We start from the raw sequence: 12,956 nt of genomic DNA on the forward strand, positions 1-12,956 counted from the left end.
GCAGGGCGGTGGGGCGGAGCCCGGCGAGGAGGCGGGCGGCGCGCCGGGCCTGCTGGACGCCGGTGTCGTCGAGCGGGATGTCGGTCTTGCCCTGGAAGCGGCGTTCGACGTTCCACGCGGTCTGGCCGTGCCGCCAGAGGACGAGCCTGCGCCGGCCGGGTTCGCGGGTGGGCCGGGTGTCACTCACTCGGGCTCCCGACGGCGCGGGCGCGCCGGGCCTGGTGAGCGGTGACGCTCTCCGGGAGGTCGAGGAGGGGGCAGTCTTTCCACAGGCGTTCGAGGGCGTAGTACATGCGGTCTTCCTCGTGCTGGATGTGCACGATGATGTCGACGTAGTCCAGCAGGACCCACCGCCCTTCGCGTTCGCCTTCGCGCCGGACGGGCTTGGCGTCCGCCTCTTCGCGCAGGCGCTTCTCGACCTCGTCCACGATGGCGCGGACCTGCCGGTCGCTGGGGGCGGAGCAGAGCACGAACGCGTCGGTGATGACGAGCTGCTCGCTCACGTCGTAGGCAAGAATGTCGTCGGCCAGCTTGTCGCCCGCCGCCTCGGCGGCGATCCGGACGAGCTCTGCCGCCCTCTTGGATGCGGTCACGATGCGCTCGCGATCCTCCCTGTAGGGGTCGTCTCCGTTGACACCCTCTCACGGGCGGCGGACGTCGGTACCCCTGTGTCGCTGTACGACCGCACGGCTCATGCGGCCCTTCCCCTCCAGGGTATGTGCCCCCGCCGACACACCTCCGCACCGCCGGAAATGCGCGTTCCGGGTAAGTGTCTAGTACAGCCCGCGTTTGTTGATGTACTGCACGATGCCGTCGGGGACGAGGTACCAGATGGGTTCCCCGGCGTGGACGCGTTCGCGGCACTCGGTGGAGGAGATGGAGAGCGCGGGGACCTCCATCAGGGAGACGCGCCCGTTGGGGAGGCCGGGGTCGGCCAGGCGGTGGCCGGGGCGGGTGACGCCGATGAAGTGGGCGAGTTCGAACAGTTCATCGGTGTCGTGCCAGGTGAGCATCTTCTCCAGCGCGTCGGCGCCGGTGATGAAGAACAGGTCGGTGCCCTCGCCCTGGATGTCGCGCATGTCGCGGAGGGTGTCGACCGTGTAGGTGGGGCCGGGCCGGTCGATGTCGATGCGGCTGACGGAGAAGCGGGGGTTGGACGCGGTGGCGATGACGGCCATGAGGTAGCGGTCTTCGGCGGCGGTGACGTCGCCGCCCTCCTTGTGGGAGGACAGGCCGGTGGGCACGAAGACGACCTCGTCCAGGGAGAAGAAGTGCGCGACTTCGCTCGCGGCCACGAGGTGCCCGTGGTGGATGGGGTCGAAGGTGCCGCCCATGACCCCGAGCCGGCGCTTTTGCGTCATGGCGACGAGAATAATCGGCCGGGCCGCTGCCCGGAACGTCCGGGTCCCCCGGCTCAGCCGAGGCCGGGAAGCGGTGGGCGCCCGTCTTCCCAGGTCACGACGCGGACGGCCTTGCCGACCTCGACGCGCGGCACGGTTCCGTCCGGCAGCACGAACACCTCGGCGGTGAGCCCGAGCGCTTCGTACAGCGCGTGCGCGAGGCGCTCCTTCGGGTCGTCCGAGACGGCCTCGCAGGCGACGAGGAGCCGGGTGGACGGGCTGCGCCGGTCGACGACGAGCTGGTAGTGGGGCCGGACGAGCCCGGAGCCGAGCAGGACGCGCTCGACCTCGCTCGGGTACACGTTGACGCCGCGCACGACGAGCATGTCGTCGGCGCGGCCGAGGACCTTGCTCATCCGGACGAGGGTCCGCCCGCAGGGGCATTCGCCGCGGATGAGGGAGGCGATGTCGCCGGTCCGGTAGCGCAGCAGGGGCAGCGCCTGCTTGGTGGGGGTGGTGAAGACGAGTTCGCCGGGGGCGCCGTCCTCGACGGGGTCGCCGGTGGACGGGTCGACGGCCTCGACGATGAAGTGGTCCTCGTTGACGTGGAGGCCGTCCTGTTCGAGGCATTCGGTGGCGACGCCGGGGCCGATGACCTCGGAGAGGCCGTAGATGTCGACCGCCTTGAGGGGCAGCACGGCCTCGATGGCGGTGCGCAGCTCCTCCGACCAGGGTTCGGCGCCGAAGACCCCGGCCTTGAGGGCGGGCAGTTCGACGCCCGCCTCGGCGACGGCCTCGCCGAGCCGCAGCGCGTACGCGGGGGTGCAGGTGAGGATGTCGGCGCCGAGGTCGGCGAGCATCCGCACCTGCCGGTCGGTCATGCCGCCGGACATGGGGACGACGGTCGCGCCCAGCGCGACGGCGCCCTGGTGGACGCCGATGCCTCCGGTGAACAGCCCGTAGCCGTAGGCGTTGTGGACGACGCTGCCCGGCGCCGCCCCGGCGCACGACAGGGAACGCGCGCACATGGCCGCCCACAGGTCGAGGTCGGCCTTGGTGTAGGCGACGAGAGTGGGGCGTCCGCGCGTCCCGCTGGAGCCGTGCACGGCGGCGACCTGGTCCTGCGGGACGGCGAGCATCCCGAACGGATAGGTGTCCCAGAGGTCCTGCTTGGTGGTGAACGGGAGGTCGCGGAGGTCGGCGAGCGTCACGTCGGAGCCGCCGCCGACGCCGGCCTCCTTCAGCCGCCTCCCCTGCACGCCGTCCGCGGCGAGGAGCCGGTCGACCAGGCCCCACAGCCGGTGCCGCTGCAGCGCGGCCCGCTCGTCCAGGGACATCGCCTCGGCTTTGGGGTCGAACATAACTCGCCTCCCGGGGAGGGCGGAGCCGCTCGGGTCCCCCGGAGTGGAACCCAGCGGCACGCTGGTTCGTCGGGACTACCATGCCAGACATGACGGAGAACACACCGGATCGAGCACGTACGCGGTTCCCGGGGATCAGTTCCCGGGCCTACGAACACCCGGCGGACCGATCGGCGCTCGTGGCGCTGCGCTCGCTCTCCGGGTTCGACGTCGTCCTGCGCAAGCTGTCCGGGCTGGTCAACGAGCGGTCGCTGCGGCTGATGTTCCTCGGCGGGACGGTGCGCGCCGGCGAGGACCAGTTCCGCCACATCCACGACATGGTGCGCGACGCCTGCTACATCCTGGACATGCCCGAGGTGCCGGAGCTGTACGTCCGGCAGGACCCGACGCCGAACGCGATGGCGCTCGGCTCCGACCACCCGTTCATCGTGCTGAACACCGGCCTCATCGACCTGCTGGACGACGAGGAGCTGCGGTTCGTCATCGGGCACGAGGTCGGGCACATCCTGTCCGGGCACGCCGTCTACCAGACGATGATGCAGATCCTGCTGCAGCTCGGGTCGCGGCTCGCGTGGCTGCCGCTCGGCAACGTCGGCATCGCGGCCATCATCATCGGGCTGCGCGAGTGGTTCCGGAAGGCCGAGCTGTCGTCCGACCGGGCGGGGCTGCTCGCCGGGCAGGACGTGGACGCGGCGAAGCGGGTCAACATGAAGCTCGCGGGCGGGGTCCGGCTCGGCGAGATGAGCGCCGAGGCGTTCCTGGAGCAGGCCCGCGAGTACGACGCGGCCGGCGACGTCCGCGACGGCATCCTGAAGTTCCTGAACCTGCTCGGCCAGTCGCACCCGTTCGCGGTGATCCGGTTCGCGGAGATCGACCGGTGGGCGCGCAGCGGCGAGTACGAGCGGATCCTCGCCGGCGACTACACGCGCCGCGACGAGGACGACAGCGCCTCCGTCCGGGAGGGGATCAAGGACGCGGCGCGCTCCTACCGGGAGTCGTGGGAGCGGACGGCCGACCCGTTCGTGGGCAAGGTCCGCGACATGGCGGACGCGGCCGCGGGGGCGGCCGGCGGGCTGTTCGACCGGCTCACCCGCCGCGACAACGGGCCGACCGGCGGCTAGCGCGAGGCGAGAGGGCACGGGCCGCCGCGACACGGACGCGGCGGCCCTTCCCATACCCGGACGTCCGCGCTAGAACGGCGCCGGGACGAGGAGTTCGACGTTGCGGTCGTCGAGTTCGCCGCGGCGGTGCGAGTCGCGGTCCTGCCAGTCGTTGCCCGCCAGCTCCCGCGACAGCGACGCGAGCCGGACCGGGTCGGTCAGCCGGCCGCCGTAGGACGCGGGCCCGGCCGAGTCGAGGATCGTCGCGAAGACCGACAGGGTGCCGTCGCGGTTGTCGGCCAGCTCCACGATGCGGCTCTGCTGCGGGAAGTCGATGTGCGCGGCGGTGTTGACCTCCCAGAACCCTCCCCCCGCCCCCTTCGCTCGCGCGTGCGGGATGACCTCGTTGCGGTGCGTGTGGCCGTTCACCCACAGGATGACGTTCGGGTAGCGCAGCAGCAGTGCCCGCACCTCGTCCCCGAGGACGCGGTCGCCGCCGAGCGGGTTCTCCAGTGAGGCGATGGGATGGTGGCTGAACAGGACGAACAGCCGGTCCTTCACCGCGTGCCTCACGACCGAGCCGTCCGCGGCGAAGTAGCGGCTGCTCCCCGCCTTCAGCTGGGCCTCCAGCCAGGCGAACTGCTTCTTGTCGAGCGAGCCCTCGGAGTAGCCGTTCGGGTTGACGGTGTCGAGGACGAGGCCGCGCACCACGCCCTGGTCGAACCCGTAGTAGGCCGTCCCCTCGAGGAGGTTGGCGGCGGTGAAGCCGTGGCCGCGCAGGGGCGCGGACGTCTTGAAGTGCTCGGCGACGACCTCCCGGCGCGACAGCATCCGCCGGTTCCAGTCGGGCGTCACCGGGCGGAACAGGCCGCCCGCGCCGCCCTGCTCCCGGCTCAGCCGGACGAGTTCGGCCGCGTCCGCCTTCTGGATCATGCGGGCGAGGCGCTCGGCCTGGCCGTCGTCCGCCGGGGCGCCGATCTTGATGCCGCCGGTGGCGAGGCCGGAGACGAGCGGGTTCACCGGCAGGTTGCCCTGGATGAGCCCGTCGTGGTTGCCGAACGCGGCGAGCCACGGCATGTCGAGGCCGGTCGCCTGGAACGGCCGGCGCGCGGCGTCGATCAGGCCCGTGACGCGCGGGAACCCGTACTCGGTGATCGCGACGTCGGCCTGCGCGCCGGGCGGCGGGCCCTCCGGGTGCCAGTACGCGCGGTCGTAGGACGCCCAGTCCATGACGCCCTCGTACCGGTTCGGGTCGCCCGAGTCGGGGCGGACCCGGCCGCCGTCCAGCAGGTCGATGATCCAGCGGATCTCGTTGTACTGGACGTTGTCGGCGGCGTCGCCGGTGTTGATCGTGAACGCGAGCCCGAGGCCCGTCGCCGGCCCGCGCCCGACCCGGTTCACCGCCTGCACCATCGCCTCGGCGACCTGCGTGGACAGGATCTCCTGCGGCCGGTATCCGCCCTCGGGGAACCCGCTCACCAGGTCCCGGATCCGGTCGATGAACTCGACCCGGGCCGGGGACTGCGCGTCGATGACGTGCACGTCGGTGAGGTGCCCGAACGCCAGGACGCCCCGGCGGGTGGCGGCACGGCGCGCACCGGCGGTGCCGCCGAGGTCGCGGCGCAGCAGGTGCGGCTCCCCCGGCCCGGTGATCACCGGCCGGTACCCGCCCGCGCCCGCCGCGCCGAGCACGTACGTCCGGTCGAGGGTGGTGCCGGCGACGGGCCCGGCCAGCGCGGGCGCGGCGGCAGCGGCGGCGGGACGCGCGGGGAACGCGGCCAGCCCGGTGGAGGCGATCCCCGCGCCGAGGGCGGCGCCCTTCAGGACACGGCGGCGGCTGTACTCACGAGTCACAATCGTGAATCAGACCACACCCGCAACGTGACATCAATGGCAAAGATGTCACAACTTGGACGGACGCCGCCGGTCAGCCGCGGGTGTGCCCCTCCCCCGTCACCACGTACTTCGTGGAGGTCAGCTCCGGCAGCCCCATCGGGCCGCGCGCGTGCAGCTTCTGCGTCGAGATGCCGATCTCCGCGCCGAACCCGAACTCCTCGCCGTCGGTGAAGCGGGTCGAGGCGTTCACCATCACCGCGGCCGAGTCGACCAGCGACACGAAACGCTTCGCGGCGGGCTGCGACGCCGTCACGATCGCCTCGGTGTGGCCGGACCCGTACGTGCGGATGTGCGCGACGGCGTCGTCCAGCGAGTCGACCACGCGGGCGGCGATGTCGAGCGACAGGTACTCGGCGTACCAGTCGTCCTCGGTCGCCTCCACGACATCGCCGTCGTAGGAGCGGATCCGGTCGTCGCCGTGGACGGTGACCCCGGCGCCCTTGAGCGCCTCAAGCGCGCGCGGGACGAACGTGTCGGCGACGTCGGCGTGCACCAGGAACGTCTCCGCGGCATTGCAGACCGAAGGACGCTGCGTCTTGGCGTTCAGCAGGATGTCGACGGCCATGTCCACGTCGGCGGCGGCGTCCACGTAGACCGCGCAGTTCCCGACGCCGGTCTCGATCACGGGGACGGTCGACTCCTCGACCACCGAGTTGATCAGCGACGCGCCGCCGCGCGGGATCAGCACGTCCACCAGGCCGCGCGCCCGCATCAGGTGCTTCACCGACTCACGGGACGTCCCCGGGAGGAGCTGCACCGCGTCCGCCGGCACCTGCGTCTCGGCCAGCGCGCCCTGCATCACCTCGACCAGCACCGTGTTCGAGTCGTACGCCGACGACGAGCCGCGCAGCATCGCCGCGTTCCCGCTCTTCAGGCACAGCGCGGCGGCGTCCACGGTCACGTTCGGGCGGCCCTCGTAGATGATCCCGACCACGCCCAGCGGCACCCGGACCTGCCGCAGCTCCAGCCCGTTCGGCAGCACGCCACCGCGCATCGACTCCCCGACCGGGTCCGGCAGCGCGGCGACCTGCCGGACGGCGTCGGCGATCGCGGCGATCCGCTGCTCCGACAGGCTCAGCCGGTCGATCATGTACTCGGACGTGCCGTTGTCCCTGGCCCGCGCCACATCGGACTCGTTGGCCTTCACGATCTCCGGCGCGGCGGCGACCAGCGCGTCCGCGATCCGGTGCAGCGCCGCGTCCTTCGCCGCCCGCGGCAGCGGAGCCAGCCCGGCCGCCGCCTCGCGCGCGCGCCGCGCCACCCGCAGGAACTCTTCGCGCTCGTCGTCGCTCATCACGCCTCTCCTCTTCGTTGACCTGCGGCGTGTTGTTGTTATGACGGCGTCGATAACAACAACACGCCGCAGGTCAACGTTCGTCGGTCAGGATTACCAGGTGGTCTCGGTGGATTATCTCGCGTTCGTACTCGGCGCCCAGCTCGCGGGCCAGCCAGCGGGTCGAACGCCCCATCAGCTCCGGTATCTCGGACGCGTCGTAGTTCACCAGGCCGCGCGCCACCACGTGCCCGGACGTGTCGCACAGGTCGACCGGGTCGCCCGCGGCGAAATCGCCGTCCACCCCGGTGACGCCCGCCGGGAGCAGGGACTTGCGGCGCCGCACGACCGCCTCGACGGCGCCCGGGTCCAGCATGACGCGGCCCTGGCCGGTGGTGGCGTGCGCGAGCCACAGGTTGCGCGTCGACATGCGGCGGCCCTCGGCCGGGTGGAACAGCGTGCCGACCTTGTCGCCCGCGAGCGCGTGCGCGGCGGACGCGGCGTTCGTCAGGACGACCGGGATGCCCGCGATCCGGGCCGCCTCCACCTTCGTCACCATGCCGCCCGTCCCGACGCGTCCGGACCGGCCGAGCTTCACGTCCCTCAGGTCGTCCGGCCCGTGCACGTCGTCGACGCGGCGGGCGCCGGGCTGGCGCGGGTCGCCGGTGTAGAGGGCGTCGACGTCCGACAGCAGGACGAGGGCGTCCGCGCGGATCAGGTGGGCGACGAGCGCCGCGAGCCGGTCGTTGTCACCGAACCGGATCTCGTCGGTGGCGACGGTGTCGTTCTCGTTCACGATCGGCAGGATCCCCATCGCGAGGAGCTGCCCTAGGGTGCGCTGCGCGTTGCGGTGGTGCGAGCGGCGCATCATGTCGTCGGCGGTCAGCAGCACCTGCCCGACCGTCATGCCGTACCGGGCGAAGGACGAGGTGTAGCGCGCGAACAGCAGGCCCTGCCCGACGCTCGCCGCCGCCTGCTGCGTCGCGAGGTCGGGCGGCCTCCGGCTCAGCCCCAGCGGCGCGAGCCCGGCGGCGATCGCACCGGACGACACGAACACGATCTCGGTACCGTCGGCGCGGCGCGCGGCGAGGACGTCCACCAGCGCGTCGATGCGGTTCGCGTCGATCGTCCCCCGCGGCGTGGTCAGCGACGACGACCCCGCCTTGACCACGATCCGCCGCGCCTTGGCGACCTCCACCCGCTCACTCATGACCCTGCTCCCTGCGGGAGGCGACCCCCCGCACCCCCAGGTTCGCTCCGCTCATTTCTCAGTGGCCTTCCAACCGACGATCAGTCCCGCGAGGACCCATGGCGGCCTCGCCGGCCGGCACCTCCGGCTCCCAGTCGAAGACGACCGAGTCGTCGGCGGTGCCGATCAGGACCGTGGCGCCGGCGCTCGCGCCCGCCTCGGCGAGCGCGTCCTCCACGCCGAGCCGGGCGAGCCGGTCGGCGAGGTAGCCGACGGCCTCCTCGTTGGCGAAGTCGGTCTGCCGCAGCCACCGGACGGGCTTCGTCCCGGTGATCAGGTACGTGTTGTCGCCCATGGTCCTGATCTCGAAGTCGGTGTCGCCGCCGACCGGCTCCGGCCGGATCACGATGCGGGTCGGCTCCGCCGGCGGCAGCGACGCGCGGTACTCGCCCACCATCGCCGCCATCGCGAACGACAGCTCCCGCAGCCCCTCGTGCGTCGCCGCCGACACCTCGAACACCTTCAGCCCGCGCGCCTCGAACTCGGGCCGGACCATCTCGGCGAGGTCGCGGCCGTCGGGCACGTCCACCTTGTTCAGGACGACGATGCGCGGACGGTCCGACAGCGGCCGGTCGCCGAGCACCCGGTCGTACGCCCGCAGTTCGCGCTCGATGACCTCGAAGTCGCTGACCGGGTCGCGGCCCGGCTCCATCGTCGCGCAGTCGAGGACGTGCGCGAGCGTGGACGAGCGCTCGATGTGGCGCAGGAAGTCGAGGCCGAGCCCGCGTCCCTCGCTGGCGCCCTCGATCAGGCCCGGGACGTCCGCGACCGTGAACGTCGTATCGCCCGCGCTCACCACGCCGAGGTTCGGGATCAGCGTCGTGAACGGGTAGTCCGCGATCTTCGGCTTCGCGGCGGACAGCGCCGCGATCAGCGACGACTTGCCCGCGCTGGGGAAGCCGACGAGCGCCACGTCGGCGACGCTCTTGAGCTCGAGCACGACGTCCCGCTCCTCGCCCGGCTCGCCGAGCAGCGCGAACCCCGGCGCCTTGCGCTTCGCCGACGCCAGCGCCGCGTTCCCGAGACCGCCGTGCCCGCCCTTCGCGACCACGTACCGGGTGCCTTCGCCGACCAGGTCGGCCAGGACGGTGTCGCCCTGCTTCACGACCGTGCCGTCCGGGACGGGCAGGATCACGTCGCCGCCGTCCGCGCCCGTCCGCAGGCTGCCCTGCCCCGGCCTGCCGTTCCCCGCCTTGCGGTGCGGGCGCCGGTGGTACTCCAGCAGGCTCGCCGCGTTCCCGTCGACGACGAGGACGACGTCGCCGCCGCGGCCGCCGTTCGCACCGTCCGGGCCGCCGAGCGGCTTGAACTTCTCCCGGTGGATCGAGGCGCAGCCGTTGCCGCCGCTGCCCGCCGCGACGTGCAGCACCACCCGGTCGACGAACTGCGCGCCCGATCCCGCTCCAGCGGCCACGGTGACTCTCCTCAGTGAAAACGGCGAAGGGGCGGACCGAAGAACGGTCCGCCCCTTCGAAAACGCTAGGTGCCCAGGCGGACTATTCCGCCGGGGGAACGACGCTCACCGCGTTGCGACCGCGGTAGCGGCGGAACTGCACCGCGCCCGCGACCAGCGCGAACAGCGTGTCGTCACCGCCGCGGCCGACGCCCGGCCCGGGGTGGAAGTGGGTGCCGCGCTGCCGGACGATGATCTCGCCGGCGTTGACGACCTGGCCGCCGAACCGCTTCACGCCGAGGCGCTGGGCGTTGGAGTCGCGACCGTTGCGGCTGGACGATGCGCCCTTCTTGTGTGCCATGAGACCGCTCTCCCTTACTTCCCGGCCTTGATACCGGTGATCTTGACCTCGGTGTACGGCTGGCGGTGTCCCATCCGCCGCTTGTACCCGGTCTTGTTCCGGTAGTGCATGATGTTGATCTTCGGGCCCTTGACCGCGCCGAGGATCTCGGCGGTCACCTCGTAGCGCGCCAGGTCGGCGGCCTTGCTGACGACGTCGTCGCCGTCCACGACGAGCACCGCCGGGAACGTGACGGTCGAGCCGACCTCACCGGCCAGCTTGTCGACGGTCAGCACGTCGTCGACGGCGACCTTCTCCTGCCTGCCGCCTGCGCGGACAATCGCGTACACCGCGGAAACCCTTCGTCTGCGCGCGCTTCCGGGCTGAACCGGTCCCACGCGTGGCTTACCAGCCCCCGGATGGGGGCCTACCCCCGGCACCGGGCCGAGGGCGGCACACCAGGGCTGCCCCTGGCGCTCTCTGCTTGGCCTCGCCGGATCGGCGAGGTGAGCACCGAACGACCCCCGGACGGGGCTCGCGGTGCGGGTTCGGGCGACGCGCCGATGACGCGCCGAAGTACAAGGGTACCGGATGCCCCGAGCGCAACGCGAACGCGTCCGGCCGGGGCATCCGTCCCTCGTCAGTCCGCGGAGTCGCCGCCGTCGGCGGTCTGCGCGGCGGTGGCGCGGCGGCGGGTGCGGCGGCGGGTGGCCGTGCCGCCCTCGCCGTCACCGGCGCCCTCGGCCTCGGCGGGCGCGCTGCCGTTCGACTCGGCGGCGGCGCCGTCCAGGTCGGGGCCGGTGCCGTTGGCGGTGACCGCGACGGGCTCGGCGTCGTCCAGCGCGCCCGGGGAGGTGTCGACGGCCTCCACGGCGGCGTCGGCGGCCTCCACGGCGGCCTGCGCCGGGGACTCGTCGATCTCCGGGGGCGGGCCCGCCGGGCGCTTGGCCGGGCCCGACTTCTTCGGCCGCGACCGCACCGGCTCCGGCTGCTCCTCCACCGCGGGCGCCGGCGCCTCGGCGGCCGGCTCGGGCTCGGCCTCCTTCGGCCTGGCCTCGTGCTGGGCCAGCTTCTCCTCGACGGCCTTCTCGACCTCGCCCTTGCGCTTGCGGCGGCGGCCGCTCTCCTTGCCGGCCGCCTTGTCCGGCTTCGGCTCGACCGGCGACAGGTGGACGTGGATGCCGCGCCCGTTGCAGGACTCGCAGGTCTCCGAGAACGCCTCCAGCAGGCCCTGGCCGACGCGCTTGCGGGTCATCTGGACCAGGCCCAGCGAGGTGACCTCGGCGACCTGGTGCTTGGTACGGTCCCGCGACAGGCACTCGACGAGGCGGCGCAGCACCAGGTCCCGGTTGCTCTCCAGCACCATGTCGATGAAGTCGATGACGATGATGCCGCCGACGTCGCGGAGCCGGAGCTGGCGGACGATCTCCTCGGCCGCCTCCAGGTTGTTGCGGGTGACGGTCTCCTCGAGGTTGCCGCCCTGCCCGGTGAACTTGCCGGTGTTGACGTCGATGACCGTCATCGCCTCGGTCTTGTCGATCACGAGGGAGCCGCCGGACGGCAGCCACACCTTGCGGTCCAGGGCCTTGGCGATCTGCTCGTCGATGCGGAACGCCGACAGGGCGTCCTGGTCGCCCGTCCAGCGCTCGACGCGGTCGGCGAGGTGCGGGGCCACGTACTCGACGTACTCGGCGATCGTGTCCCACGCCTCGGAACCGGAGACGACCAGCTTGGAGAAGTCCTCGTTGAAGATGTCGCGGACGACCCGGAGGGTCAGCTCGGGCTCGCCGTAGAGCAGCGACGGCGCCGACGCCGTCTTCACCTTCTTCTGGATGTTCTCCCACTGGGCCGAGAGCCGCGACACGTCGCGGGACAGCTCCTCCTCGGTCGCGCCCTCGGCCGCCGTCCGGACGATCACGCCGGCGTTCTCCGGCATGACCTTCTTCAGGATCGACTTGAGCCGGCTGCGCTCCTTGTCGGGCAGCTTGCGGCTGATGCCGGTCATCGAGCCGTCCGGCACGTACACGAGGTAGCGGCCGGGCAGCGAGACCTGGCTGGTGAGGCGGGCGCCCTTGTGGCCGAGCGGGTCCTTGGTGACCTGGACGAGCACCGACTGGCCCGACTTCAGCGCCGACTCGATGCGGCGCGGCTGGCCCTCCAGCCCGGAGGCGTCCCAGTTGACCTCGCCCGCGTACAGGACGGCGTTGCGGCCCTTGCCGATGTCGACGAACGCCGCCTCCATCGACGGCAGGACGTTCTGCACCTTGCCCAGGTAGACGTTGCCCACGTACGACTGGTGCGTGGCGCGGTTGACGTAGTGCTCGACGAGGACGTCGTCCTCCAGGACGGCGATCTGGGTGCGCTCGCCCTCCTGCCGCACCACCATGACGCGCTCGACCGACTCGCGGCGCGCCAGGAACTCCGCCTCGGTGATCACCGGCGGGCGGCGGCGGCCCTGCTCGCGGCCCTCGCGGCGGCGCTGCTTCTTGGCCTCCAGCCGGGTCGAGCCCCGTACGGACCGGACCTCGTCCTCGGCGGCGGCGCGCTCCTCGCGGGCCGTCCGGACGTGCACGACGGTGTTCGGCGGGTCGTCGGCGCCGTTCCCGCCCTCGGCGTCGGCCCCGGACCGGCGCCTGCGGCGGCGACGGCGGCGGCTCGACCCGTTCTGGCCGTTCTCTCCGTCGTCCTCGTCGTCGGCGGCCTCCTGCTCGGCCTCCTCCGCCTTGGGCTCCTTGTCCTGCTTGGCGGGCTTGTCCTTCCGGCCGCCCCTGGCCGCCCGGCCGCTCTTCGGCGCCTCGTCCCTGGGCTGCTCGTCCTTGGGCTCCTCCGCCTCGGCCTCGTCGGGCTGGGCCTCGTCCTCGGCGCCGTCCTTGCCGCGGCCGCGGCCGCGGCCGCCGCGGCGCCGGCGGCGCCGGGACGGGCGGTCGTCGGACTCGTCCTCGTCCGAGGGGCCGTGGTCGTGGTCGTCCTCGGCGGTCTCGGGCTCGGGTTCGGGGGCGGGCTT

At 72.5% G+C, this 12,956-nt stretch carries 12 protein-coding genes; 1 reads left to right on the forward strand and 11 read right to left on the reverse strand.

Annotated features, from left to right (window positions below):
- From E1284_RS31235 to E1284_RS31250, 4 genes are all read right to left on the reverse strand, one after another.
- Positions 1–187: histidine phosphatase family protein (locus tag E1284_RS31235; protein WP_165965503.1), on the reverse strand; the 187-nt coding region annotated here is incomplete at its 3' end.
- Complete coding sequence (gene rsfS / locus E1284_RS31240) at positions 180–593, reverse strand: ribosome silencing factor (RefSeq protein WP_131943753.1); 414 nt, start codon at positions 591–593, stop codon at positions 180–182. The genes rsfS and E1284_RS31235, both read right to left, overlap by 8 nt.
- Before the next feature lie 180 nt (positions 594–773).
- The gene (gene nadD, locus E1284_RS31245; protein ID WP_131943754.1) at positions 774–1,361 is read right to left on the reverse strand and encodes a nicotinate-nucleotide adenylyltransferase; all 588 of its coding nucleotides are present in this window, start codon (positions 1,359–1,361) and stop codon (positions 774–776) included.
- A 53-nt stretch (positions 1,362–1,414) separates the two neighbouring features.
- Positions 1,415–2,701 carry a phenylacetate--CoA ligase family protein gene (locus tag E1284_RS31250; RefSeq protein WP_207924053.1) on the reverse strand — a complete coding sequence of 429 codons (1,287 nt, stop codon included), beginning with the start codon at positions 2,699–2,701 and terminating at the stop codon, positions 1,415–1,417.
- A gap of 89 nt (positions 2,702–2,790) precedes the next feature.
- Between E1284_RS31250 and E1284_RS31255 the strand changes: the two genes are divergently transcribed.
- Positions 2,791–3,822 (forward strand): M48 family metalloprotease, encoded by a 1,032-nt coding sequence (locus E1284_RS31255; protein ID WP_131943755.1) that lies wholly within the window; start codon positions 2,791–2,793, stop codon positions 3,820–3,822.
- A 69-nt stretch (positions 3,823–3,891) separates the two neighbouring features.
- Here E1284_RS31255 and E1284_RS31260 read toward each other — a convergent pair whose 3' ends face one another.
- The 7 genes from E1284_RS31260 to E1284_RS31290 form a co-directional block, all read right to left on the reverse strand.
- Positions 3,892–5,655, reverse strand: coding sequence for a TIGR03767 family metallophosphoesterase (locus E1284_RS31260; protein ID WP_131943756.1), 1,764 nt, complete (start codon positions 5,653–5,655; stop codon positions 3,892–3,894).
- Between the two features lie 73 nt (positions 5,656–5,728).
- Positions 5,729–6,991, reverse strand: a complete 1,263-nt coding sequence (locus E1284_RS31265; RefSeq protein ID WP_131943757.1) for a glutamate-5-semialdehyde dehydrogenase — start codon at positions 6,989–6,991, stop codon at positions 5,729–5,731.
- 73 nt (positions 6,992–7,064) lie between these two features.
- Positions 7,065–8,180, reverse strand: coding sequence for a glutamate 5-kinase (gene proB / locus E1284_RS31270; protein ID WP_131943758.1), 1,116 nt, complete (start codon positions 8,178–8,180; stop codon positions 7,065–7,067).
- Between the two features lie 58 nt (positions 8,181–8,238).
- Positions 8,239–9,633, reverse strand: a complete 1,395-nt coding sequence (obgE, locus tag E1284_RS31275; protein ID WP_131943759.1) for a GTPase ObgE — start codon at positions 9,631–9,633, stop codon at positions 8,239–8,241.
- Between the two features lie 82 nt (positions 9,634–9,715).
- A complete protein-coding gene (rpmA, locus tag E1284_RS31280; RefSeq protein WP_067640985.1) occupies positions 9,716–9,973 on the reverse strand; it encodes a 50S ribosomal protein L27 in 258 nt (85 codons plus the stop codon).
- A 14-nt stretch (positions 9,974–9,987) separates the two neighbouring features.
- Positions 9,988–10,302 (reverse strand): 50S ribosomal protein L21, encoded by a 315-nt coding sequence (gene rplU / locus E1284_RS31285; protein WP_131943760.1) that lies wholly within the window; start codon positions 10,300–10,302, stop codon positions 9,988–9,990.
- A gap of 290 nt (positions 10,303–10,592) precedes the next feature.
- The coding region (locus tag E1284_RS31290) for an Rne/Rng family ribonuclease (protein WP_131943761.1) at positions 10,593–12,956 on the reverse strand (2,364 nt) is incomplete at its 5' end.

This window comes from Actinomadura bangladeshensis (assembly GCF_004348335.1).
Taxonomy (GTDB): Bacteria; Actinomycetota; Actinomycetes; order Streptosporangiales; family Streptosporangiaceae; genus Spirillospora; species Spirillospora bangladeshensis.